Origin of the sequence: Collimonas fungivorans, from assembly GCF_001584145.1 — a bacterium.
In the GTDB taxonomy this organism is placed as follows: domain Bacteria; phylum Pseudomonadota; class Gammaproteobacteria; order Burkholderiales; family Burkholderiaceae_D; genus Collimonas; species Collimonas fungivorans.
In genome coordinates, this window is sequence record NZ_CP013232.1 from 4289047 (window position 1) to 4311501 (window position 22455).

Sequence of the window (22455 nt, forward strand, 5' to 3'; positions counted from 1 at the left end):
TGCTGATGAAACCTAAGTCGATGGAATTGGACAAACTCGACTGGCGCATTCTGGAAATCCTCCAGGACAATGCGCGCATCACCAATACAGAGCTTGGGAAACAAGTCGGCCTGTCGCAACCGGCAATCACCGCTCGCATCAGACAGCTTGAAGAGCAAGGCGTCATCGAGAGTTATACCGCACGCATCAACCACCGTCTGGTCGGACGGGATATCTCGGCATTTATCCGCATACGCTCCAGCCACGCCCAGATCGCCCAGTGCCTGAGCGCCTTTGAAGCGATACCGGAAGTGGTCGAGGCGCACCGGATTACGGGCGAGGATTGTTTTGTGGTGCGCATAGTGGTTGCGCATATGGCGCAACTGGAGGCGACTATCGATGCGCTCGCCAGATTCGGGCCGGTAACGACTTCCATTGTTCTGGCAAGTTATCCACCCAAAAAAATCCGCCATATCCCATAGGCGCAACCACGAGCAGGAAAAAAATCTGTCGTTTCGCCAATGGATCCGATCGACAGAGAATCAAAAGCCGTTCATGAAAAGACACTCAGGTTCTTGGCTATATCTTTGCCGGCATAGGGTGGGAATACATCCAGTTCGAGATCCGGATTGCCGAGCAATAAAGCCTTGGTATTGCTCAACGCGTCAAAGCCCGCCTTGCCATAGTACTTGCCCATGCCGCTGTAGCCGACGCCGCCGAACGGCAAGCTGTCGATCCAGCAGTGCAGATTTGTCTGATTCACGCAGCCGCCGCCAAATGACAAACTACCGAGCACGTAATCGATGTTCTGTTGATTGCGGCTGAAAATGTAGGCGGCGAGCGGTTTCGGTTTGCGCTTCATGATGTCCACGATTTGCTTCAGGTCCTGGTATGGCATGACCGGCAGCACGGGACCGAAAACCTCCTGCCGCAGCGCGGGATCGTCCCAGGTCGACGGATAGAGGATGGTCGGCTCGACGTACCGTGCCTGGATATCGGACCGCCCGCCGTGCACGACTTTTTCGGGAAGAATATACGATGCGACTCGTTGCGCATCGTGTTCGCTGATCATGCGTGCGAAATCGGGGCTCTGCATTGGGTCGGCGCCGTACATCTTCACGGTCGACGCCTTGAGCTTGGCGATAAATTCGCTGGCGACGCTCTCGTGCACATAGACATACCCTGGCGCGATGCACCACTGGCCGGAGATAGCGTTGTGCCCCCATACAATGCGGTCGACGGCGATATCGAGGTTGGCGGTCTCGTCTACGATTGTCGGATTCTGCCCCCCAAGCTCCAGGATAACCGGTGTTAAATTCTCGGCGGCGGCACGCATCACGATCTTGCCGACGGCCGAACTGCCGGTGAAGAAAATGAAATCGAAGGGCAGCGCCAGCAGTTCGGCAATCTCCTCGCGTCCGCCTGTCACGATGGTCACGTTCTCCGGTTCGAAATACTGAGGAACGTACTTCTGGAAGAGCGCCGCGGTCGCCGGTGTGGTGTTCGCGGGTTTCAGAATCACCGTATTGCCCGCCGCCAGCGCTGCAATGGCGGGGTCAAGCAACAGCAGTATCGGCGCATTGAAAGGGCCGATGACCAAGGTGACGCCATAGGGCTCCTTCAGGATGACTCCGCGGTTGCCGGTATCTTCCAATCCCTTTGGAATCGCCACAGACTGCGGCGCCATGAGCTCCTTCAAATTCTCGCGGTAGTACTTGATGACTCCAGCCGGCACCGTGATTTCGAACAGCTGCTCGAACGGCGGCTTCCTGAAATCCTGGTAGAGCGCCGCGCAAAACTCGTCCTGGTGTTCAAGCAGCATGCGTTCCATGCGGTCGAGCTGCTCGATGCGCCATGCATAAGGCTTGGTGGCATCGCTATAAAAATGGGATTTCTGGGTATCAAAAATCGACTGGAATTTATTGGTCATGCCGCAAGCTCCTGCAAAGTATAAGAGCTGTAGGAAGAAGCTGCAGCTCTGTCCGTCCCGCTGCTTACTTGGTGGTGTAACCGCCGTTGATCAGAATGGTCTGGCCGGTGATCCACCAGCCATCGCTGACAAGATGACGAATAAAAGGCACCACGTCCTCGATGTCCGTCAGGCCGGTCTTGCTGAACGGCGAAAGCGCCGCTGCCGTCTTGTGGTAAGCCACCGCATCGGCGCCTTCGGCCGGATAGAAGAACGGCGTATCCATCGGGCCTGGACCGACCGCGGTCACAGAGATGCCGCGTGCGCCGAACTCCTTGGATGCCGCGCGCGTGTAGTGCTCGACCGGGGCCTTGGTGCCTGCATAGGCGGCATAGAAAGGCGTGAATGCGCCCAGCAGCGAGGTGACCAGGGTACAGATCTTGCCATTGTCGTTGACGTGCTTGCCAGCCTCCTTGAGGAAAAAGAAGGCGGTCTTGGAATTGACTGCAGTCATTTCGTCATACTCGGCTTCGCTGATTTCCGTGAATGACTTCTTCAACACCTTGCCAACGGTGTTGATGGCGATGTCCGGTTTTCCCACTGCGGCAATAGCATCGGCAAACAGTTTTTCAACGGCGCCTGCCGTCGTCAGGTCGGCCTGGATCGCCACAGCCTGCGCTCCGGCAGCCTTGACTGCGGCAACGGTTGCATCGGCGTCGGCCTTGCTGCCGCGCTATTGTAGTGAACAGCGACTGCTTTGGCGCCGTGCCGCGCCAGGTCGCGGGCGATCAACCCGCCAAGGTTCTTGGCGCCGCCAGCGATAAGGATTACCTTGCCTGTAATTGAATGATCTGCCATGAAAATCTCCTAGGGTATGAACAACGGAAATTCGAGTGTAGATGAAAACACAATAGATATTGGCTATGCCGGACTGGATAAACTATCCATAAAATCCATCTAATGACTGATTTCTCGTCAGATAAATCAAACACCCGATCCGTACCCACGGCAGAAACTCAAAAGGTGCGCTGCGGCTTCATCGCCCTGGTTGCAGGTCAGTCGAATTTCACCAGGTTCAGCAGCGCCGGGGAACTGCACTGCCCGGCCTTCGTTTACACCGCCCAGAGCGATAGGCGCAAGTGAAAGAAAATGTTCCCCCATTGCCAGTCACCTGGAATTCACGTGGTTGTCATATTTCATGAATAAGATTATTCAAGATCGGGGCGCCATGCGCCTCGATAAATTGTTTGCCGCGCTATTTTTAGATGGTTTTACACAAGGGGACAAACCGTGGATTCTGTAGATATCGATCTGGTCGACTGGTGCCGGCAACAATAAGTGGAAGCTCGCCGTCAGGCCGAAATGTTTCAACCCGGTGGCGTGAAGGCCATCCTTCAAATGCCGGATGGCACAACCCAGGACATCACTGCCGGTGTTATAAAGCATCAAATCGAGAATGCGGCGGTTTTTGAGCGCCTGATTTCTGCTCTTGAGGTGAAAAACGCCGAGGGCTAGTTCACGGCGTCGAATGAGACTTTTTGTGTGCCTTTGGCAGCATGCGGCGATGAACCGTCACACACGATTCTGCACTTGTAGCACGTCAAATTTCTGTGCTATATTCAAATCGCTGCCTCGCAGCCGTAAGCGTTTACGTCAACCAACGCCCATAGGACCATTCCCATTCACTGATGGCGGATGCGTTCCGGGGCTTGCGTTCGTAGTTCGCTTGCAACGGTTTAGCCGCTAACGCGCTGCGGCACGCTTCTCTCCAACATCGTTCGGGTATGGCTCCTTATCTATCAGGAGTCAATCATGTCTACCGTAAATCAGACGATGAAATTCAATCACATCAGTTTTCCTTCCTCAGACGTCGACGCAACTGCCGCGTTCTTCAAACAGTATCTCGGTTGCACCATTTCTTCCTTCGGCGCCTCCAGGATCGTCAAGCGGCACGATTTCGACATCGTCATTGACGGCAGCGGCGACCGCGCCGTCGAATGGCCCCATAATTTCCACATCGGGTTCGAAGTGCCAACAGCACAGGATGTCGCTGATCTTTACCAGCAGTTCAATGCTGGCGGTGCGCAGCTCACAACCGGAATACTGCAGCACGCCAGGGGTTCACGATTCTTCTGCGCGATCCCCGGCGACGTGCAGGTTGAAATCAATACGAGAGAAGATGCCGCCGAACAGTTTCGTGCCTCGTTCGGGCGCTAGCCCCTGGTGATCCGACGGCCAGGCAAAAGCATCTGAAGGAAGGTGTGTGGATATCCCCCAGACCGCCGCAGAGCGCACAGCATCAGGATGCGCAAATGCGGCCAGGTCTGGCGGCAGCCGGACTGAAAGATTTATTGGCTGGATGATCGCTTCGCCGCTTTCTTCCTGGCCGGGACCGGCGTCCCGTTATCATCCGCACCCTGAACGGCAAGCTGGCCGCCGGTACCCAATCCGCCGGCCACGCTTTGCGCGCGATAATTCTTCACCGCACGCACGATGTTGTTATAAGAATCGGTAAAGGCCGCCACAATCACCTTGCCTTCTGCCGTGTTCGAATAACCGCCGGCGCTACCCGCTGCACTGTTGCCGAACAATTTTCCCAGGGCGCCAAAATCCACGCTCTTGGCGCTGCCTTCGGCAGCGGCTACCTGAACACCCGAACGATTGTCGATCAAATTCAGAAGAGTACTTGCTTCCTTGCTGTTGATATTCCCTGCGAGCCCTGCAACCACGCCGCCGAGGCCGCCAAACAAACCGGCCACGCTGGCGCCGGCGCCGCCGGCGTTATTGTTGCTGAAAGTGATCGAAGGATTGAGGCTGTAGTCGGCCGACACTATCTTGCCCTTGCCGAAATTGGAATTGCTGCGCAACTCGCCGGATTGCTGCAGGGCGCGCTCGCCCAGAACGGCCGTCAAGCCGCGGCCGCGCTCGACCACTACGAAACAGTTGGACTGCTGCACCAGCAGCTTCAGCACCGGCACGGTAGAGCCGAGTTTGTACTGGCCGGTCAGCACGCCATACCATGGCGCACTGGTATCTTCGATGATCGCGATGGTGCCGAGCGAACGGTCGCAATGTTCGAGCGTGGCATTGGCGTTGACGGAATTGGATCCTCCTGCAGATCCGGTGACCTCGGTTTTTGCACCTGCGTTGCCCACGTCCATGCTGGAACATGCGTTCAACAGGACAGCGCCGGCCAGGCATGCCGGCAAGATGCGCAGTAAACGGTGATTGGACATTTTTTGTTTCTCCCCTTAAAAATGCACTATTCAGGCCTCTCCCCATTTTCTTGGTCCACAGGGAGCAGATCGCGTCCTCGCATTCATGAAGGAATAGCTCCCCCTTGGCCTGAAAATTCATGAGGCCTTATATCTTTGCAAGTACCTGCTCCTGGCTACTTGATACGGCGCCAGACTGAAATCGGAATCAGGCCGTCCGGCCGCGCCGGCACCTGGTAGCTGAGTTCGTCGCCGTGCAGCTCATAGACGCGTTTCTGCTGCGTCCCCTCCCAGTTTTTATAGGCCGAACTCTCGATGTTGTAGATCAGCGTGTGCGTCATCGTGTCGATCATAAGGGTCCCGAAATGGGCGCTGGTTCCCATGACGGCGGCCTCGAACTCGGCCGCAGTACCGGTCTTCTTATCGCCGGATGCGAACAGCGGGCGCTCGGACTTGTAGATCTGCGCGCTGTAGCGGCCGTGGTTGTCGATCAGCAGCAATCCTTTCGGCGCCTCGCCATAATCGTGCGTCCGGCTACCGTCCGGATGCAGCAGATCGGCGGCCACCAGGGTCCAGCTGCCGGCCAGTGGAAACGGCATTTCGGCGGCCGCCTGGGCGGCAGGTACCCACAAGATTGCGCCCAGGCAGAACAGTTTAGACAGCAGTTTCATCATTCGAATCTCCAGTAGTCGCGTGGCTGATGAACACATTAACGCCAGACGAAACTGAAGGGAATTAGCGAAATACGCACGTGATCCTTGCATATTTGCACAGTGGCGGAAGCTAACTTGCAAGCCCAGCTTGCCAGGCAGCCAGGTTAAAGAAGATTCAAACGTCTGCCGGTAAAAACAGCGCAACGATTTCGTCGGCCACCGCACGCACTGGCGCAGAGCGCCGTACGTCTTCATGCATGATGAGCCATAACTTGCGTTTCACCGGGCACACTTCAGCATCGACAGCGACCAGGTCGTTGCGTTGGAAGTCGAAAAATGAATGCGGCAAAACGGCAAGGCCGCAGCCGGCAACAGCGGCCTGGAACAGCGCGCCGAGATCGTTCGAGCGCAAGCAATATCGGCGCTCACCTCTGATTTTGTCCAGCCATAACTGCTGCGGGGCATCGCGTAAAAGCTCGTCGTAGCCAAGAAACTCCCATTGCTGCGAGCTATGCTCGGCCAGATATTGGGCGCTTGCATACAAGCCATATTCCACGCTGGTCAGTTGGCGCACAGCCAAACCCGGCGCGGTGGGGCGATGAAAACGCAGGGCAATGTCAGATTCGCGCCGCATCAGGTCTGTGGTGCGCACTTCACCGCGCAAATCCACCTCGATCCCAGGAAGACGCCGCAGCATGTCTTTCAAGCGCGGCGCCAGTACATACGCCGCCAAGGCCGGCGGCGCCGAAATGCGCACCACGCCGCTGAGCGATGCGGAACCGCTGGCAACACGCATCAGTCCGTGCATGTCATCCGCCATCTTGCGAGCATGCGGCACTAAAGCGCTACCCATGGCGGTCAGTGACCAGCCCTTCGGGAAACGATCAAACAAGAGCATTCCCAGTGCGGCTTCAAGGGCATCGATGCGCCTTGCCACTGTCGTGTGTTCGACGCCGGTCGCGCGCGCCGCGCCAGACAGGGTTCCGGCGTCAATCAACGCCAGAAAATATCGCAGGTCGTCCCAGTCAGGTGTGAGCATTGTGCAATTATGCACCTGTTCTTCACAGTTTTTGCTAATTTCGTTCAGCGTTGCAAGCAGCTACCCTTAACTACGTGCACTTTAGTTGGGAGCGACAATGAGCAAGTCACTTGAAAACAGGACCGCTGCAAGAATAACGAATAACGACGGTAACAGTTGCCCGGTTGCTGAAGCCGTTCGTGTTGTAACTGCATCTGTACTTACGAATGGTTATGCGGGCGATATATCCGCAGAACTCGATGGACTGGCCAGCGACGGGCCGGCCATGATGGCGACATTAGTGCATACCGGAAGCATAAGCCGTCTGGCGCCTGGTATCGCCGGGGCAGATTCATCGTCGTTCCCAATGACGGGAGCCGGGCTGGCGAACATACGAAATGAATTATGAAAACCTCGGCTTGCACATGGGTTTGGTGCCGCGGTTTCTTTGCTTGCGGAACAAAAATGTAAAAAAATACGGGTTTTCGTGAGAATCGTGAATGGAGGAAGATCGCCGAAAAGCCTTCAAATACGTGGCTTACGGCAGATTTCAGGGAATTGAAGAAAAGGGACTTGGTCCGCCAACAGGAATCAAATAGTAAATAAAATCAACGACATACATATAAATTTCGTAAAAAATGGGGAGAGACATAAAAAATACTACAAATTAGTCTCCAGCTGGACATGGTGGTCCGCTGGTCCCACATTGCCCCTATTAGGGAGCTGACTTCTTGCGATATTCGGCCCAAACTAATTGCCATAGAAAAATCTCAGCGTTACGCTTCTCTATATCTCCTTACTGGTGAAGCACCATGAGCGTCTTGTCCACAATCCTCAAATTTTCTGTCGTCATAGTCCTGCTGTCTTCAATCGTCGAAGCAATCGTACTATCGATTACGCTAGGGAGAGATGCTTATGACTGGAAGGCGGCTTGCGTATCAGTGGTCGATTTCCTAATCCGCGAATATCCATTGCACTGGTTACTCCCATTGCTGTTTTGGATTGATATGATGGACTGGTTCTGGCGACACCGGCTATGGACGTTGCCAATGTCCCATTGGAGCGACTGGCTTGCATGCTTTGTCGGGCAAGAGTTCTTCTATTATTGGTATCACCGCATGGCGCATCGAGTGCGATGGTTCTGGTGTACCCATGCTGTTCACCATTCGCCCAATCAGCTCAATTTGTCGGCAGCATACCGTTTTGGATGGACCGGGCGTCTTACGGGCTCGTTACTATTCTTCATGCTTGCCCCGTTGCTCGGCATGCCACCGCGTATTGTCTTGATGTTGTTGTCGCTCAATCTCTTATATCAGTTCTGGATTCACGCAACCTGGATTCCACGCCTTGGACCGTTGGAGTGGCTGCTTAACACCCCGTCGGCTCATCGCGTACACCATGCGTCGAATCTAGAATATCTAGACGGAAATTACGGCGGCGTGCTGATTATTTTTGATCGCCTCTTTGGTACGTACATCAGCGAAAGAGCCGATGTGCCATGTCACTTCGGATTAGTAACGCCTGTAAAAACTTACAATCTGCTCGCCATCGAATTCGATGAGTGGAGAAAGCTAGCTCATGATCTGAAAATGGCGCGAACACCACGAGAATTTTTGACTTACTTACTGAAGCCACCGGGTTGGCGACATGATGGAAATGGGGAAACGACAGAAGACCTTAGGCGGAAGTCTGTATTGAGAAATACGCGATAGTCTTTAAAAGACGGCCACTTTGACGGTGTTAGAGCGGCTGAAATAGTGACAGGGTGAGATTTGGCTGTAACCCGGATGGACATTTACGCACGGATGCCGGGCTATCGCTCTACAGGTCACTTTGCCTGCCGTCCCTTAGTTCACGGCATGGAATGAGGCTGAAAACCTTCGCCAGTCCTGCCTCTGACAAATTGCTGTAGCAAATTCGTAGCATTCAATTTCTGATCTAGTTGTCGTAGTAAAAAGTCCACACAATTTAGATGCTTAAGATCATTGCATCCGCAAACATGCAGCACTACAATTAGTTTGCACCATAAATATTTGACTAAATGTAGTGGTTCAGGACGTTGTTCTGTATGCCTCTGAGCTTAAACCTTATCCAGAAAGGATTTAAAATGAAAGAGCCAGGACTCGACGGCCGGCATCGCGACAAGGCAGATCCAAAGAGTGGTCAGATTCAACAAAAACGTAGCGACACACTCAACAAGAATCTACCTCAACCTATTCCGCAATTCCCACTTAATACCAAACTCGGAACTATGCGAGAAGCAACAGGGAAAACGAGCGAGAAAGATGTGCGGCAAGCAGCTAAGAAATTACGCCCGTAATTGTATTTCCACGCTCGGTCGGCCTGCCGACTGGGCATTCTGTGGCGATTCACAAGGACTGAGATTTCTTGAAACTCAGACGCGGGTTCGATTCCCGCCGCCTCCACCAATATATCGTTTTAAATCAAAGAGTTAAAAAATATAGTGCTGTCATTAATTAGGGTCTTTTGGGGCTGTTTTGGCTCCAGAATGACAACATAATGACAGCATTTTTATACTTAATCTGAAATGCCATCTAAAGCTTCCCAAGCTCATCTAGTTTTCCATATATTTCGAGGCTTTACAGCCGATTTCCGCTCCGCAAAATATCCTATTTTTTAACCTCGCCCCCCCAACAAATATGCGAGTCCGGATATCACTCGTGCCGCACCACACGCACTGAGTATCAGGCAGGCAGAGATCGTTATAAAAAATTGTTTTTTAAAAAGAAATGTCATATTTTTCGTATGCGATAGTTGTCATATGGAACCGCCTTGACACTATCCGTGCCATATCGAACACGCAGTAGGAATTCAGGCGAAAAGGCCGGAGGTGATCCGCAGTTATGCCACCAGGATATGGACAGAAGATTGACCGAAAGACAAAAAAACTGACAAATTTTGTTAGCGCTAACACCGACTGGGCAGTCTCGTTTAACTTGAACAGGCCCAAATAACTGCACTCAAAATTCGATACAACGAAAAACCAGTTTGTTCTTTTGCCTGCTGCATTGCCCCGTCAGTTTGACCCGCTTGCCATACCCAAAATTTGTCGGCTTTTTCGTCCTTCAATCAAGGTTACTTCGCGGTTTCGGCATGCTCTTCTGATTCATCCGGCTTCATGTTGGAAATTTCATATGGCACGGATTGTGCTGACGGTGTTCCTCCAAGATGGCTGCGCACGTGTCCACCCCGCACCTTATTACCATTCGAAATTCCTTCTGGAAAAATAACTTTTCCCCTTTGACAGGATGGAAAAATTATTCTTACGAACATCTTTTTCTTTTGAATAAAATGACTTTTTTTGTGAAAAAACAAATTTTTATAACAATCTCTGCCTGTCTGATACTTGGCGCTTGCGGTGGCGAACCGATGGGAAATTCCTTTGCGGAAGGCGCCCCAGCGGGAGGTGCTCCAGTGGGAAATACTCAGGTGGACGGGGCTCCAGTGGGAAGTACTCCGGCGGGAAATACCCCAGTGGGAAGTACTCCGGCGGGAAATACCCCAGTGGGAAATACTCCGGTGGGAGGTGCCCCAGTGGGAGGTACTCCGGTGGGAAGTACTCCAGTGGGAAATACTCCAGCGGGAAGTACTCCAGTGGGAAGTACTCCAGCGGGAAGTACTCCTGTGGCCCGCGTTTTCAACCATCCAGGCGTCGGGCTCAGCCTCTCGGATCTCGCGACGCTCAAGGCAAACGTCGACCAGGGCAAGGAGCCGTGGAAGTCCGGCTACAACCAACTGGCGAACAGTCCCAACTCCAGGCTCAGCTACGCAGGGCGTGGTGGCCCTTTCGCGAAGGTGAGCCGCGCCCCCGACGAGAATCTCAATGCTTGGCGCTCCGACATGGTCGCGATCTCGAATCTCTCGCGGATGTGGTACTTCACCCGTGACGAGCGATATGCGAAGACTGCAAGGTGGCTGCTGCTTGGGTGGGCCACCACCCAGACGGAGTTCTCGGGTAACGAATCGATGCTGGATCTGGGTGACTACGCCGCGCAGTTCGTTGGCGGTGCGGAAATCCTGCGCAGCACCTACCCGGGCTGGACGGAGGCCGACACGGCGACCGTCAAGAAGTACTTCAAGAACGTCCTGATACCGGCAGCAAGTCCCTGGGGCGACAGCATGTACGGGGCCGCCAACAAGGGCGCACTGTCCCTCGTCGCTCAGGGACTGATGGCAATCTACAACGACGACGCCGAGTTGCTGGACAAGGTCGTCTACCAGGCCCGCACGCTCGCCCATATCGGGTTGCGAAACTCCAACGACATCGGCATGCTCGGCGACTACCTTCGCGATCAGGGGCACGCCTATGGGCAGCTCGCGGCACTGACCATGCTGGCCGAGGCGCTCTGGAGCCAAGGCATCGACATTTATTCCGACTTTGACAACCGCCTGCTGGCGGCGGGTGAGTATTGGGCGAGGGTGAACGAGCTCGTCCCCACGACAGCCCTTCCTTTCGGCACCACCGATCGCTTCTACACCGCCGACATCACCAATCGCGGCTGGGACGGCGCCAATGGCGGGAGCTTGGCGCTCACTCAGCTTTACAACGCCTACGTTGTCCGCAAGGGTCTCCAGGCACCCTTCATCGCGCAGAGGCGCCTGCGGATGCCGGTGGGCGGCTCCATGTTCCTCAAGGAGTCCGACACCTCGAAGGCGACACCGCCACCGGCGCTGCCCATTCCTTCGACCACCTCGATCACCTCGGGGTTCAGCAGTGCCGACATCGGGGGTGCCGCCCAGGCGGGCACGGCCACATACGCCAACGGCACATGGAACGTGGCTGGGGGAGGCTACGGCATCTGGGGCGCACTCGACAGTTCCCACTTCGCCTACAAGGCCCTCACCGGCAACGGCACCATCATCGCGAAAGTCGAGTCGCTCCAGAACACCCACCCGTCCGCAATGGCGGGCGTGATGATGCGCACAAGCCTGGATCCAGGCGCTCCGCGCGCCTGGATGGCGATAAATTACAAAGGTGAAGCCTTACAGAACATGATGAAACTGGCGGTGTATGGCGGCTCGAACTACGCGAACAAGGCATTAACCAATGGGCGCACCGTGCTCATTAAGTGGGTGAAGCTCGAGCGCGTCGGGAACATCATCACTGGCTATATTTCTGCCGATGGCACCAATTGGGCCGCGACCGATGTCGGCCGCATCGATGCTCCCGTTCCCGACACGATCTATGTCGGATTGGTGGTCTCGTCGGTCACAGGCAAGCCAAACAACAGCGTCTTCAGCAACGTCCAGATCACCGGTGGCGACGGTGGGGCGCCGAGCGTCATCCCCGCCGCGCCCGCCATGCTGTTGGCCTCGCCGGGCGATGGCGCGGTCCCGCTGCGCTGGCAGGCGTCCTTCGGCGCCACCAGCTACACGGTCAAGCGCGCCGCCTTCAGCGGCGGCCCAACCACAACCATCGCGTCGGGCGTCACCGGCAGCAGCTACACGGACAAGTCGGTGATCAACGGCACGACCTACTACTACACCGTCACAGCGACCAACCCTGCCGGCACGAGCGATAATTCTCCCGCGGACAGCGCTACGCCGATGCATCCGATGTGAACCTCGCCACCGGTGGCACCGCAAACGACAGTGCGGGCAACGCGGCCAATGCCAGAAGCGCCTTCGACCAAAACTCGGCGACGCAATGGCTCTACGGGGACGTGACAGGTTGGCTGCAGTACGACCTCGGCCACACGGAGCGCGTCCAGCGCTATACGGTCACCAGTTCCAACGACAGGGTCCCGCGCGATCCGAAGGACTGGCAGTTCCAGGGCTCCACCGACGGCTCTACCTGGACCACGCTCGACACCCAAAGCAACCAGGTGTTTGCCACACGCTTAAAGCTGAAGACCTACACGATCGCGAATCCGGCCTCCTATCGCTACTACTGGCTCAACATCACAGCCAATAATGGCGATAGCACCTTTACGGATCTCGCCGAATTTGGGCTGTTCGCGTCCAAGCCGTAGTGAGGCCGTGGCGCCGATTCAAGTGCACCTGCCGCCATGCGACCGGCGAAATCGACTTGATCGGCGCCAACATCTTTCGTTGCCGCTAGCAATCATGCGTTAAAAAAGCTCTATCGCACTATTACAGTGGCGATTTTGACTGGGACCGACAACTCGTCGAGCGAATCAATGAACCCTGTGGAATACATCGTAGATCATCGAAAATGCACAGGCAATTGCACTTGATTTACCAAAATCCACCGGGTCGTCATTCACTGGGTAATTGAAAACGCCAGAGTGCTTTATCAAATTGATATATGCCGGCTGTAGGTCTTTCGAACTGTTCAGTTCAGTCAAAACTTCACCTTCAATTGAATGAATTAGTCGCCACGTGAGAGGCCGCCCATCCGTGCGATGGCGCGCGACCACTGTCTGAATAATTGGCTTGGCTCGGGCAATGACTGCATAAAATTCTTCCTCAGGCCTGGTCCAGTCGCAGGGGTTCAGTCCATGTGCCGGAGTCGCGCTGTCCTTGGACGTAGAGTTGAACACGCCAAACGTTCCCATCTTTCTTGAATGAAGCCATTTCGTAATTTGTTCGTAATATTTTCGTAAATAGTAACAGTAAAACGCGGGAATTTACGGGTTTTTACGAACTGGACCGAAGGGGTGATATCACCGGAAAGCCTTTAAATACGTGGCTTACGGCCGATTACACGGAGTTGAAGAAATGGGACTTGGTCCCGCCAACAGGAATCGGACCTGTATCTAGCGCTTAGGAGGCACTCGTTCTATCCATTGAACTATGGCGAGACTTGCATTGCAGGCAGGAGTATAGCAAAAACCTGCATGGCCAAGATGAGGAAATAGCCACACATCGCAGCCAAGACACAGATTGGCCCGGGGAATGCTGCAATCAGGCCGATTTCTGTATGATTCCCTCATGCCAATCTTCCAAAGCATCAAGTTCCGCCTGATTGGCCTCGGTATCCTGATTATCGTGGCCGGCATTGGTCTGCGCCTGTTTTTTGCGCTGCCTTTCGCTCAGGGGCTGTTGCGTGACGAGGTGGCGGCCCAACAATTATCGATTGCGTCGTATATCGCGCGCGATATCGACCATAGCGTCCAGGCGCGCCAGGCGCTGATCGCCGAACTGAGTTCGGCGCTGCCGCCGGCACTGCTGCAACAGCCCGAGAAGCTGGCGGTCTGGCTGGGGGAACGGCAGCGCGTCAATCCCTTGTTTAACAGCGGCCTGCTGGTGGTACGGCCGGATGGCGGCGGCCTGCTGGGGGAATATCCGACGGTGGCCGGGCGCAGCAAGCTGGTTTTTTCCGGAGTCGCTTGGTTCCAGGCTGCGCTGCTGGCCGATGCTCCCGTGATGGGCCGGCCGCAGCGCGGCCGCGCCAACGGCGAGCCTATCCTGATCATGGCGGCGCCGGTGCGCGATGCGGCGCATCAGGTGGTGGCGGTGCTGGCGGGCGTGGTGGTGCTCAATACGCCCGGTTTTCTCGATCGCCTGCAGGAAACCCAGCTCGGCGTCAGCGGCGGATTCCTGCTGGTGTCGCCGGCCGACAAACTGTTTGTCGGCGCCAGCGACCCGTCCATGGTGCTGAAACCGACGCCGCCGGCCGGCGTCAACCTGCTGCACGACCGCGCCATGGCCGGTTACCGCGGCACCGGGATCACCATCAACGCCAAAGGCATCGAAGAACTGTCGGCGATGGCGGCGGTACCCAGCACCGGCTGGTTTGTGGTCGCCCGCATGCCGACCGCCGAGGTATTCCATCCGATTAACGCCATGCTTGGTTTCTATCTCAAGAACACGCTGCTGATCGTGGCCGGCATGATCGCCATCATGATGCTGCTGCTGCCGCGCACCTTGCGGCCGCTGACGGATGCCGCCCATGCGATGCGTGAAATGGCTGACGGCAAGCGCCAGCTGGCGCCGCTGCCGGTCAGGCGCCAGGACGAGGTCGGCAGCTTGGTGCTGGGCTTCAATTACCTGGTGGAACGGCTGCGCGACAAGGAAATGGCGCTCAAGGAAAGCGAGGCGCGCATGGCGTTCATGGCGCACCACGATGCGCTTACCGGCTTGTGCAACCGGGCCATGCTGGAAGACCGTTTGCAGCAGGCGATGGCGCGCGCGCAGCGCGACGGCAGTCATTTTGCGCTGCTGTTTTGCGACCTCGACGATTTCAAGCCGATCAACGACGAGTACGGACATGAGGCCGGCGACGCCATCCTGCGCCAGGTTGCGGCGCGCCTGCTGGACGGCCGCCGCAGCACCGATACCGTGGCGCGCCTGGGCGGCGACGAGTTCGTGATCCTGCTGACAGACCTGAACGATACCCGCAATGCGGCGATCGGCGTCGCCCAGCAATTGCTGGCGGCGATCGGCATACCGTTCAATATCGCCGGCACCATATTCGAGCTCAGCACCTCGATCGGCATCGCCCTGTACAGCGGGGCCGCCATCTCTACTTCGCAATTGATGTCGCAGGCCGATATCGCCATGTATCAAGCCAAGCGGGCCGGCAAGAACGAGTTTTTTGTGTTCGACGAAACGCTGGAGCCTTTCAGCATCTAGCGCGGAAAAGAAAACGCAGGACTCGGTGCGATGATTGCGCGAGTGCCTGCGGCTGTTTGCTCAAACAGAAAGTGGCTTACTTGCTTTTTTGAACCGGTGCCGAGGCCGGAGCCGGAGTTGCCGCAGCAGCCGGCTTGCCGTCGAGAGGGAATGCGCAAACGTAATTCATCATGATCTCGGCGATCGTGTCCTTGGCCGGTGCGGCATACGTCGAATTCTTCAAGGCGTCGCTGTGATCGACCCTGGCGCCGGCGCCGTCAGCATCGGCGAACAGGATTTCTCTCTTCAGGCTCAAGGTCTTGGATTTGCAGTCGTACAAGGTGAAATCCTGGTACGACTTAAAAGTCGGCAATACCTTGGCGTCGCCGTCATTCTTGCGCGCCTCCTTGAAGTTCCACATGGACCATGCTTCGCGGATGCCCTTGTTGTCCTTGATCGAATTCTGGTCCAGCTTGAGCTCGGCAACATCACTGGAACCGACTGGTTGCCAGTCGGGAGCAGCCTGGGCGGCGACGCAAGCCAGGCCGAGGGTCAGGGTGAGCGCTAGTTTTTTCATGTGTGGATCCTTAATAAGTGCAAGCTTGGTTTCGACTTTGCATAGTAAACATTAATTCCCATGATAAGGAAGCAATTTGGTAACAAAATGAAAAAGCCCCGTCTGCGACAGGGCTTTTTTGCTACGGCGGAATACCGGATGGAACGTCTTATGCCTTAGGCTTGGACAGGCATTGTTTCATGAACGCCTTGCGGTCGTCGCCCTTCTTGCCGGTAGCGTCGACATTGCACGACTTCATTTTTTCCTGCTGTGTCGCAGGAGCTGCGGCTTCCGGCTTTTTGCTCAGGCAATCTTTCATGAAAGCTTTGCGGTCGTCGCCAGCCTTGCCGGTCGCATCCTTGTTGCATGTTGCCATCTTGCTTTGCTGTGAATTTGCGGCAAAAGCCGGGTTAAAAATAAAGCAGCAAGCGAGCAGTGCCAGACCTGTCAGTTTTTTCATGATTTTCTCCGTTTCCACAGTGAGGGTTACCGCATTATTCTGCGTCGATGCGGCTTGCTGCATTACAGCACGAAATTTGTCGGCTGCCAATATGTTAGCTATATGCTTATGCGGCCTTGGCATATGCGGGCGTTGTTTCAAGTAAAACCGTCTGATATTCACAAACCGTATGATTCGTATGTGAAAGCGAAATTGGATTAGTCATTCCAGATTGCATATACTGCACTGCAACATAGACGATTAACTGAAAGGGAATATCATGGCCAGCATCTCTCCTCCACTGCCGCTGTCAACACGCGCGATGCAAGTTCAAGCTCGCCCTGATATGCATAAGACTCCTGCTAAACAACAGCCAAGCCTGCTCGACAAGGTGCTGACGGTCTGGAGCGCGCCTTACAAGAAACTCAGCGGTTCTTTCCTGCGCTTCTAAAACAAGGCGCTGTCGGACCTGCTGTAACCAGCCCCGCTGCCCGCGGGGCTTTTTTTGCCCGCAGCCCCTGTCGGCTCGGCGCGCACCCGAGTTACCCACAGAAAATGTGCGCAAGCCTGTTGATAACTCCGTCGCAGAAAATCCAAGTCTTTGATTCGAATCGTTTTTTCCGCAATGCTCGCAGCGGGGTCAAATTTCCCCTGCAAGTGGCTGCCTATGCCTTTACGATTTGTACAGGCAAAAAAAAGCCCGCTCACCTTGCGGTTGCGGGCTGAATCCAAACCTTAGGAGGTGTTGGAGGAGACAGGTGTAACTATATGGCGACGCAGCAATCGTGTCTGCTTTATTTGCCTGATAACAGATATTCTCTATCTATATATCTCCGTGACATTTGTCGCCAGCGACTTTCATTTCGGCTTGCGCTCATGGTTGCGGCAAGCATCGGCGCGCGCCTTGCGCATCGTCCCATCCTTGCAACGCATGACGCTGTGCGTCCCCATGCGGCGGCTGCCGTCGTAGAACGACTCGGGCCGCCTGTCGTTGCGGGCATCCGGATGCCCTTCCAGCCCCATGCCCGGTTCGGACCGCGGCATCGGTTCATTCTGCGCATGGACCCAAGGGCTAAAAGCCAGCAATAGCGTCAGCGCGCCTAAAAGCTTCTTCATATCGGACCTTTCTTTGCAAGTGGATTAAGCAGGGCGATCTCTGTTGCAACGGCCCTGATTCGAGTCAGGGCGGGCGCTTTGCGTTCCATCATTTACAGAAAACTTTGCCGGTGCAGCTGTGCTCAGGCGTGCAAAGCGCGATACAGCGCCGCGCCAGACAAGGGCTGCACACCGCCCTGTTCGGCGGCGTGGACCAGCGCCGCGATGCGCCGGTTGGCTGGCGCATCGCGCGCCAGCGATTCCGCCAGGCGCACTATCGCGCCATTCAGGTAATCCACTTCCGTCGGACGCCCTGCTTGCAAGTCTTGCCACATCGAGGAGCGCGCCTCGGGGTCGATTTTCAGCATGGCCGCGGCAACCCGCCTGAAGATGGCGTCGGGCAAGCGCAACAAGATGGGCAGCAGCCGCGGCCTGACGCGGGCGATCCTGGCCGGGCGGATTCCGGCAGCGCGCAGCACACTTAGCGCTTCGTCAATCAGCAACGCCAGGCAACGGCGATAGGCGCGCTGCGACAACTCGCTTTTGAGCGCCAGGCCGGACAGGGCATTCACTGCATTGTTCAAATTCAGCAACAGCTTGCCCCACTGGACCGCGGCAAAATCCTCGCACTGCTGCAACGGCAGGTGGGCCTGGCGGAACGGCGCCAGCCAAGGCTCCAGCCTGGCGTCCGCCTCAATCATCAGCTCGCCGCCAGTAGCCCGGTGAAAACGATTGCCGTCCATCTGCGCCACATTGAACGGCACCATGGCCGCCAGCACTTGCCAGCCGCTCATCACCCCGCGCAGTATATCGACGTTGCCGACGCCGTTTTGCAGGCTGACGATCAGCGCCGACGGCTTGGCGTAGCCGGCGATCGCATGCGCTGCCGCGGCGCTGTCGGCGCTCTTGACGGTAACCAGGATCAGGTCGGCGCCGGCCAGCGCCGATGCGCTTTCCTGATACGGCACCTGCTCGCCTTCAAGCCGTTGCAAGCGGCCTTCCAGGTCGCTCAGAAGCAAACCCTGGCTGGCGATCTGCGCACGCATGCGGGCCCGGCCTATCAGCACCACGTCGACGCCCGCGGCCAGCAGCGAAGCGCCGACATAGATGCCTATGGCTCCGGCGCCGAAGACGGCGACTTTCAGGGACGCAGCAGGCATCAATATGCGATATGCAGGCGGCGATACAGGAAACCGAGGACAAACAGGGGGCCGATCAGGAGGAAACGCAAATCTTCGAAAAACGATGGCTTCTTGCCCTCGATCTTGTGACCGACAAACTGCCCGATCCAGGCGATCACGAACACGCTGACCGAAAGCGGCAGCACCAGTGCCTGCGGCAATACATAGAGCAAGGCCAGCATGGCGCCCGACATCAGCAGCATGCCGATCGCGAACGGCACCGACAAGGAGAAATAGTAGAGCATGGAAGCCAGCGCCGCCGCCAGCGCCACCCCGGGGTGGATAGCCCACAGCAAACCCAGCAAAGTGAACACGATGACAGGCACGCAAATGAAATGGATGACTTCATTTACCGGATTCAGGTGGCTTTCGGAGTATTTGGCCAGCAAGGCGTCTATGGAACGGCCTGCTGCCTGTTGCGACTGCTGGTTCATGACGGTCTCCATCTTTTTTGTGTACAACCATCTTAGACCATCATTTTTCCTCGCGCTTGAACGCAATCGCCATCTTTTGCAGCTCTGACGGCACCACGCCGAAGGTATGGCGGAAGGTCCGGCTCATGTGCGCCAGGTCAGCGAAACCGGCGGCGTGCGCGGCGTGCGTCATGTTATCGCCGCGCCCCACTGCCTCAACCGCGGCCAGCAAGCGCGACCACAGCAGGTAGCGCGACAGCGACAAACCGGTCTGCTGCCGGAACAGATGGGTGAAACGGCTGGCCGACAAATGCACCGCGGCCGCCAGTGTCGCGCCATTCGGCGCCTGCCCCGGCTGTGCCGCGATCAGCGCCAGCGCCTGGCTGATCCGCTGGTCGAAACCCGGCTGCGCCGGCTCAACCAGAGTGGTGCAGTCCAGCCATTGCTGGCCCAGCTGTTCGACCTGCGGCAGTCCAAGCTGGCCCAGCCTGGCTTGCGCCAGCCCCGCTTGCACTTGCGCGAACCCGGGAGCGCTATCGTAGGCGGCAAGCAGCACACTTGACGCGCCTTGCGCGCGCTGCGGCAATTCGACAAACAGGTGCGCCAACTGGGTGGCGTCGCAGTGGATCTGGTGCGGCTGGCTGGAAGCAAAGATGGCGGCGCGGGTGGTGGTCCATGGCTGGTCCGGCGCCAGCCGCGCCTGGAACGGCGCATCCAGGCCCCAGGTCAGCTGGGTGCCGAAATGGGCGTGGAAGCGGGAGTCGATGCCGGGGCCGAGGACCAGGGCCCGGCCGCGCCAGAGAAACAGATGAGAGTGTTGCCGGTTCATTGCGCCCTGACCAAGCCAGGCTAGAATTTATGGCAAGTGCAATTGCCCCAGCGGTACAGGTGCATCTTGTGGAACACGTTTTTGATCTCGTTCGGCACGCCGCCAAACAGCACCTCGGGCGCGGTCAGGCCGAACACGCCGAGGCTGATCGACGGCTCCAGCGCCACCACCGCATGCCAGGTGCGCTTGGGAATGAACAGCGCATCGCCCGCCTCGACCCGGGCGTACAGGCCCTGCGTTTTTTCAAACTCCTTGAGTTTGTCCGGCTGCCGGTCCAGCTGCGAGATATTGATGTCGCTCAGGATCGCACCCCAGTCGTATTTCGCTGAAATGCACATGTGCTGCGTCTGCTCAGGCGGGAACAGGATGAACTCCTTGCTGCCGCGCACCTGGCAAAACCAGTTGTGCGGGAAGTCGTAGTGCAGGCCGGTGACGGTATTGGCCGGCCCCATGAATACATATTCCCAGGTCCAGCGCCAGCCCGGCCACAGGTCCTTGATCGAGAAATCATGGCGCAGCGCCGGGAACTCATCCAGGATATTCCACTGCGCCAGGTACATGCGGTCGGGCTGGAACGACTGCATGTGCGGCCAGTCGAGAAAAAACCGTTCGCCCGCCGCCAGCTGGCGCCGCCGCCGGTCCGGCAACAGGCCGACATCGTCCGGCAGCGCCTGCTTGGCCAGCGCCGCCAGTTCCTGTAGATAAGGGCCGACCGGCATCACCGGCCGGTGCCGGGTCTGACCCTGCTCCACCAGGCCGTTCTGGAATTTCACCTGCGGTTCGGAACCGTCCTTGTAGCGCAGCGCCGCCATCTGTTCGAACGACCAGCTTTGCTGCGCCTGCCAGTTGCGCAACGCGCCCTTGACCAGCAAAGGCCGGGTGCGCGCGCCGAAACCGCCGTCGCGCTGCAGCTGCTCGGCATCGATCTGGTCGACTAGCTGGAAGGAAGGACCGCGGATCGAAGTCATAGGCGCGAAGTGATAGACAATTAAGAAGCTGAAATAAAAATGGGGGCGAAACCCCGCGGCAAGGGTTCCACAGTTTAGCAGGATGAGCCGGGAATCTTCCGGCAAGACCATTCTTTAGAAGTTGCGTATGTCGTCCTGGATCATCCTGATCCGGTTGTCGCTGTTGAGGCGATTGATCAGCTGCGCCTGGGCCGCCCGCCACAGCTGGTCGCGGTCCATCAGGTAACCTTCGGTACGGTAGCCGTAGCGGCCGTTGCCCGGCACATCGCCGTAATAGCTGATCGTCGCCCGCCGGCTTTCGGCGACTTCGTTATAACGCAGGTCGAGCGGCGGCACCCTGGTCACGGACAGGTCGAGGATGATCTGCATGGCGTTGGCTTCTTCGACCACCCTGCGGTTGAAGCGATAGGTGCGCACTGCGGTGGTGCCGTCGGCTTTTTTATATTCGACGTTCTCGCTCATTGCCTCTACGTACTGCCGGTACTTGGGCGGCTGGTACACGTAAGAGGTATTCAGGTACATGCCGAGGTCGGCGGCACCGCCGCCCTGGTATTGAAAGCGGGTAAAGCCGAGATCGAACAATGCCAGCACGCTCCTGGTGATCTCGCTGTTCGGTTCATTGCTGCTGATTTGCAGCACCACGGCGCCCATGTTGCGGTATTTGTCGGAGAGCGGCTGCGCATCCTTGTAAGGACCGTGCTGGCGGTAGATGTCGTAGGCGTTGAAAAAAGCCAGACTGGCGTCGCGGTACAGCGCCTTGCGGCGCTGCGGATTATTCGCCGCCAGCTCGGTCCCCTGCTGGTAATAGCTGGCGGCGTCCTTGCTGTCCGCCGCATACTTGTACTTGTCGGCCAGTTTCCTGGCGTCCTTGAACTCGCCGTATTTCTGGTAGGCGTCATAAGACGCTGCATAGCTGACGGCTGCCATCCGGTCATCCTTGGCGGCGGCCGCCGCCCGTGCTTTCAGGTAGTACTGGCCGGCCAGGTTTTCCCGCAAGCCGACCTCAAGATAGCGATTCGGCAAATCCGTATATTTTGCGTAATAGGGCCTGCTGGCGAGCATGGTCCGGATTGCCAGCAGATCGGAATAAGCGGCTATCTTCCTGTCGTATTCCTGGTCGCTGACGGTCTGCACCGTGGTAGCGTAACTGTCTTCGATAATCCGCAGGCGCTCGCGGATGCCGTTTCTTTCATCGCTGTCGTCGTAATCCGCTTTCTTGTATTTGTCGTCGAGGTAGACCAGGGTCGATTGCACGCTGGCGACATAGTTGCCGTCCTTGAACTGTGAAATCGAGGTGGACAGGGAGGCGCAAGCCGCAAGCAGCAAGGCGCAGCCGAAGAATAAAAGCGCAGATATGGCTGGTTTGATTTTTTGCATCCTGTTTTCCCTATGGCGAAACTGATCCGGCGTCGAGCAATGGCAGATCTTAAGCGGAAGTACAGGGAGCAGGCAATCTCCGTCGCGGCCACGGAAAACCGCGCTCATGGCGCGGTTGCGGCCAAGCGATCCTGGAGCGCGATGCCGCGGCGCCTGGAGGAAATCAAAAAAAAAGCCCACCGCCTTGCGGCAGCGGGCTAAATATCAACATAGGAGAGGATAGGCTCCGATAGACGGTTTTATTCTAGTGAGAATTGGAAACTGCCACACCTGTCACTTTTAACA

General features: G+C 56.8%; 24 protein-coding genes, 1 tRNA gene and 1 pseudogene. 11 read left to right on the forward strand and 15 right to left on the reverse strand.

What is annotated here, in order from left to right:
* Positions 1 to 5 precede the first annotated feature (5 nt).
* Positions 6 to 461 (forward strand): Lrp/AsnC family transcriptional regulator, encoded by a 456-nt coding sequence (locus tag CFter6_RS18695; RefSeq protein WP_061542465.1) that lies wholly within the window; start codon positions 6 to 8, stop codon positions 459 to 461.
* A 71-nt stretch (positions 462 to 532) separates the two neighbouring features.
* Here the strand turns inward: CFter6_RS18695 and CFter6_RS18700 are convergent, their stop codons facing one another.
* Together CFter6_RS18700 and CFter6_RS18705 are read right to left on the reverse strand one after the other, a co-directional pair.
* Positions 533 to 1909, reverse strand: a complete 1377-nt coding sequence (locus CFter6_RS18700) for an aldehyde dehydrogenase family protein (protein WP_061541195.1) — start codon at positions 1907 to 1909, stop codon at positions 533 to 535.
* A gap of 64 nt (positions 1910 to 1973) precedes the next feature.
* Positions 1974 to 2746 (reverse strand): annotated as a pseudogene (locus CFter6_RS18705) (SDR family oxidoreductase).
* Between the two features lie 480 nt (positions 2747 to 3226).
* Between CFter6_RS18705 and CFter6_RS26070 the strand changes: the two are divergent.
* A complete protein-coding gene (locus tag CFter6_RS26070) occupies positions 3227 to 3403 on the forward strand; it encodes a hypothetical protein (protein ID WP_167351413.1) in 177 nt (58 codons plus the stop codon).
* A 297-nt stretch (positions 3404 to 3700) separates the two neighbouring features.
* Entirely contained in the window at positions 3701 to 4105 is a 405-nt protein-coding gene (locus tag CFter6_RS18710; RefSeq protein ID WP_061541196.1) for a VOC family protein, read from the forward strand.
* Between the two features lie 131 nt (positions 4106 to 4236).
* Here the strand turns inward: CFter6_RS18710 and CFter6_RS18715 are convergent, their stop codons facing one another.
* From CFter6_RS18715 to CFter6_RS18725, 3 genes are all read right to left on the reverse strand, one after another.
* Positions 4237 to 5124 carry a CsgG/HfaB family protein gene (locus CFter6_RS18715; protein WP_061541197.1) on the reverse strand — a complete coding sequence of 296 codons (888 nt, stop codon included), beginning with the start codon at positions 5122 to 5124 and terminating at the stop codon, positions 4237 to 4239.
* Positions 5125 to 5279: 155 nt separating this feature from the next.
* The gene (locus CFter6_RS18720) at positions 5280 to 5777 is read right to left on the reverse strand and encodes a lipocalin-like domain-containing protein (RefSeq protein WP_082814861.1); all 498 of its coding nucleotides are present in this window, start codon (positions 5775 to 5777) and stop codon (positions 5280 to 5282) included.
* Between the two features lie 154 nt (positions 5778 to 5931).
* The gene (locus CFter6_RS18725; RefSeq protein WP_061541198.1) at positions 5932 to 6795 is read right to left on the reverse strand and encodes a LysR family transcriptional regulator; all 864 of its coding nucleotides are present in this window, start codon (positions 6793 to 6795) and stop codon (positions 5932 to 5934) included.
* 97 nt (positions 6796 to 6892) lie between these two features.
* On the opposite strand from CFter6_RS18725, the gene CFter6_RS25750 reads away from it, so the two are divergent.
* The 5 genes from CFter6_RS25750 to CFter6_RS26525 all read left to right on the forward strand — a co-directional run bounded on the left by CFter6_RS25750 (position 6893) and on the right by CFter6_RS26525 (position 12767).
* Positions 6893 to 7183, forward strand: coding sequence for a hypothetical protein (locus tag CFter6_RS25750; protein ID WP_150118811.1), 291 nt, complete (start codon positions 6893 to 6895; stop codon positions 7181 to 7183).
* Positions 7184 to 7586: 403 nt separating this feature from the next.
* Positions 7587 to 8486, forward strand: a complete 900-nt coding sequence (locus CFter6_RS18730) for a sterol desaturase family protein (RefSeq protein ID WP_061541199.1) — start codon at positions 7587 to 7589, stop codon at positions 8484 to 8486.
* A 395-nt stretch (positions 8487 to 8881) separates the two neighbouring features.
* Positions 8882 to 9094: a hypothetical protein gene (locus tag CFter6_RS25755; protein WP_150118812.1), complete on the forward strand. Its 213-nt coding sequence runs from the start codon at positions 8882 to 8884 to the stop codon at positions 9092 to 9094.
* Between the two features lie 1325 nt (positions 9095 to 10419).
* A complete protein-coding gene (locus CFter6_RS18735) occupies positions 10420 to 12357 on the forward strand; it encodes an alginate lyase family protein (protein WP_236904410.1) in 1938 nt (645 codons plus the stop codon).
* The gene (locus tag CFter6_RS26525) at positions 12354 to 12767 is read left to right on the forward strand and encodes a discoidin domain-containing protein (protein ID WP_236904411.1); all 414 of its coding nucleotides are present in this window, start codon (positions 12354 to 12356) and stop codon (positions 12765 to 12767) included. The genes CFter6_RS18735 and CFter6_RS26525 overlap by 4 nt, the downstream gene beginning before the upstream one ends.
* 165 nt (positions 12768 to 12932) lie before the next feature.
* Here CFter6_RS26525 and CFter6_RS26975 read toward each other — a convergent pair whose 3' ends face one another.
* Together CFter6_RS26975 and CFter6_RS18745 are read right to left on the reverse strand one after the other, a co-directional pair.
* Positions 12933 to 13313 carry a DUF2471 family protein gene (locus CFter6_RS26975; RefSeq protein ID WP_061541200.1) on the reverse strand — a complete coding sequence of 127 codons (381 nt, stop codon included), beginning with the start codon at positions 13311 to 13313 and terminating at the stop codon, positions 12933 to 12935.
* Between the two features lie 171 nt (positions 13314 to 13484).
* Positions 13485 to 13559 (reverse strand) — tRNA-Arg (locus CFter6_RS18745).
* A gap of 130 nt (positions 13560 to 13689) precedes the next feature.
* Here CFter6_RS18745 and CFter6_RS18750 point away from each other — a divergent pair.
* Positions 13690 to 15333 carry a diguanylate cyclase domain-containing protein gene (locus CFter6_RS18750; protein ID WP_061541201.1) on the forward strand — a complete coding sequence of 548 codons (1644 nt, stop codon included), beginning with the start codon at positions 13690 to 13692 and terminating at the stop codon, positions 15331 to 15333.
* 76 nt (positions 15334 to 15409) lie between these two features.
* On the opposite strand, the gene CFter6_RS18755 is transcribed toward CFter6_RS18750, so the two are convergent.
* Both CFter6_RS18755 and CFter6_RS18760 read right to left on the reverse strand, forming a co-directional pair.
* The gene (locus tag CFter6_RS18755; protein WP_061541202.1) at positions 15410 to 15889 is read right to left on the reverse strand and encodes a surface-adhesin E family protein; all 480 of its coding nucleotides are present in this window, start codon (positions 15887 to 15889) and stop codon (positions 15410 to 15412) included.
* Between the two features lie 148 nt (positions 15890 to 16037).
* A complete protein-coding gene (locus tag CFter6_RS18760) occupies positions 16038 to 16328 on the reverse strand; it encodes a PsiF family protein (protein ID WP_061542467.1) in 291 nt (96 codons plus the stop codon).
* 259 nt (positions 16329 to 16587) lie between these two features.
* On the opposite strand from CFter6_RS18760, the gene CFter6_RS26075 reads away from it, so the two are divergent.
* Positions 16588 to 16758, forward strand: coding sequence for a hypothetical protein (locus CFter6_RS26075; RefSeq protein WP_167351415.1), 171 nt, complete (start codon positions 16588 to 16590; stop codon positions 16756 to 16758).
* Positions 16759 to 17165: 407 nt separating this feature from the next.
* Here the strand turns inward: CFter6_RS26075 and CFter6_RS18765 are convergent, their stop codons facing one another.
* From CFter6_RS18765 to CFter6_RS18790, 6 genes are all read right to left on the reverse strand, one after another.
* On the reverse strand, positions 17166 to 17423 hold the full coding sequence (locus tag CFter6_RS18765; protein ID WP_061541203.1) for a hypothetical protein: 258 nt from the start codon (positions 17421 to 17423) through the stop codon (positions 17166 to 17168).
* Between the two features lie 122 nt (positions 17424 to 17545).
* Positions 17546 to 18562 (reverse strand): 2-dehydropantoate 2-reductase, encoded by a 1017-nt coding sequence (locus CFter6_RS18770; RefSeq protein ID WP_061541204.1) that lies wholly within the window; start codon positions 18560 to 18562, stop codon positions 17546 to 17548.
* Positions 18562 to 19017 carry an Mpo1 family 2-hydroxy fatty acid dioxygenase gene (locus CFter6_RS18775; RefSeq protein WP_061541205.1) on the reverse strand — a complete coding sequence of 152 codons (456 nt, stop codon included), beginning with the start codon at positions 19015 to 19017 and terminating at the stop codon, positions 18562 to 18564. Before CFter6_RS18775 ends, CFter6_RS18770 begins: the two co-directional genes overlap by 1 nt.
* A gap of 40 nt (positions 19018 to 19057) precedes the next feature.
* The gene (locus CFter6_RS18780; RefSeq protein WP_061541206.1) at positions 19058 to 19825 is read right to left on the reverse strand and encodes a helix-turn-helix domain-containing protein; all 768 of its coding nucleotides are present in this window, start codon (positions 19823 to 19825) and stop codon (positions 19058 to 19060) included.
* 20 nt (positions 19826 to 19845) lie between these two features.
* Positions 19846 to 20793, reverse strand: coding sequence for a cupin-like domain-containing protein (locus CFter6_RS18785; RefSeq protein WP_236904412.1), 948 nt, complete (start codon positions 20791 to 20793; stop codon positions 19846 to 19848).
* Positions 20794 to 20907: 114 nt separating this feature from the next.
* The gene (locus tag CFter6_RS18790) at positions 20908 to 22170 is read right to left on the reverse strand and encodes a hypothetical protein (protein ID WP_061541208.1); all 1263 of its coding nucleotides are present in this window, start codon (positions 22168 to 22170) and stop codon (positions 20908 to 20910) included.
* A 39-nt stretch (positions 22171 to 22209) separates the two neighbouring features.
* Here CFter6_RS18790 and CFter6_RS26080 point away from each other — a divergent pair, with 39 nt between their 5' ends.
* Positions 22210 to 22371, forward strand: a complete 162-nt coding sequence (locus tag CFter6_RS26080) for a hypothetical protein (protein ID WP_167351416.1) — start codon at positions 22210 to 22212, stop codon at positions 22369 to 22371.
* Positions 22372 to 22455 lie beyond the last annotated feature (84 nt).

Excerpts from the sequence above, each read along its gene's own strand:
- CFter6_RS25750 (WP_150118811.1), top strand. The coding sequence starts at position 6,893 with ATGAGCAAGTCACTTGAAAACAGGACCGCTGCAAGAATAACGAATAAC.
- CFter6_RS18730 (WP_061541199.1), top strand. The coding sequence starts at position 7,587 with ATGAGCGTCTTGTCCACAATCCTCAAATTTTCTGTCGTCATAGTCCTG.
- CFter6_RS26080 (WP_167351416.1), top strand. The coding sequence starts at position 22,210 with ATGGCAGATCTTAAGCGGAAGTACAGGGAGCAGGCAATCTCCGTCGCG.
- CFter6_RS18760 (WP_061542467.1), bottom strand. The coding sequence starts at position 16,328 with ATGAAAAAACTGACAGGTCTGGCACTGCTCGCTTGCTGCTTTATTTTT.
- CFter6_RS25755 (WP_150118812.1), top strand. The coding sequence starts at position 8,882 with ATGAAAGAGCCAGGACTCGACGGCCGGCATCGCGACAAGGCAGATCCA.
- CFter6_RS18700 (WP_061541195.1), bottom strand. The coding sequence starts at position 1,909 with ATGACCAATAAATTCCAGTCGATTTTTGATACCCAGAAATCCCATTTT.
- CFter6_RS18725 (WP_061541198.1), bottom strand. The coding sequence starts at position 6,795 with ATGCTCACACCTGACTGGGACGACCTGCGATATTTTCTGGCGTTGATT.
- CFter6_RS18775 (WP_061541205.1), bottom strand. The coding sequence starts at position 19,017 with ATGAACCAGCAGTCGCAACAGGCAGCAGGCCGTTCCATAGACGCCTTG.
- CFter6_RS18780 (WP_061541206.1), bottom strand. The coding sequence starts at position 19,825 with ATGAACCGGCAACACTCTCATCTGTTTCTCTGGCGCGGCCGGGCCCTG.
- CFter6_RS18790 (WP_061541208.1), bottom strand. The coding sequence starts at position 22,170 with ATGCAAAAAATCAAACCAGCCATATCTGCGCTTTTATTCTTCGGCTGC.
- CFter6_RS18765 (WP_061541203.1), bottom strand. The coding sequence starts at position 17,423 with ATGAAGAAGCTTTTAGGCGCGCTGACGCTATTGCTGGCTTTTAGCCCT.
- CFter6_RS18770 (WP_061541204.1), bottom strand. The coding sequence starts at position 18,562 with ATGCCTGCTGCGTCCCTGAAAGTCGCCGTCTTCGGCGCCGGAGCCATA.
- CFter6_RS18755 (WP_061541202.1), bottom strand. The coding sequence starts at position 15,889 with ATGAAAAAACTAGCGCTCACCCTGACCCTCGGCCTGGCTTGCGTCGCC.
- CFter6_RS18710 (WP_061541196.1), top strand. The coding sequence starts at position 3,701 with ATGTCTACCGTAAATCAGACGATGAAATTCAATCACATCAGTTTTCCT.
- CFter6_RS26075 (WP_167351415.1), top strand. The coding sequence starts at position 16,588 with ATGGCCAGCATCTCTCCTCCACTGCCGCTGTCAACACGCGCGATGCAA.
- CFter6_RS18720 (WP_082814861.1), bottom strand. The coding sequence starts at position 5,777 with ATGATGAAACTGCTGTCTAAACTGTTCTGCCTGGGCGCAATCTTGTGG.
- CFter6_RS18695 (WP_061542465.1), top strand. The coding sequence starts at position 6 with ATGAAACCTAAGTCGATGGAATTGGACAAACTCGACTGGCGCATTCTG.
- CFter6_RS18750 (WP_061541201.1), top strand. The coding sequence starts at position 13,690 with ATGCCAATCTTCCAAAGCATCAAGTTCCGCCTGATTGGCCTCGGTATC.
- CFter6_RS26975 (WP_061541200.1), bottom strand. The coding sequence starts at position 13,313 with ATGGGAACGTTTGGCGTGTTCAACTCTACGTCCAAGGACAGCGCGACT.
- CFter6_RS18715 (WP_061541197.1), bottom strand. The coding sequence starts at position 5,124 with ATGTCCAATCACCGTTTACTGCGCATCTTGCCGGCATGCCTGGCCGGC.
- CFter6_RS18785 (WP_236904412.1), bottom strand. The coding sequence starts at position 20,793 with ATGACTTCGATCCGCGGTCCTTCCTTCCAGCTAGTCGACCAGATCGAT.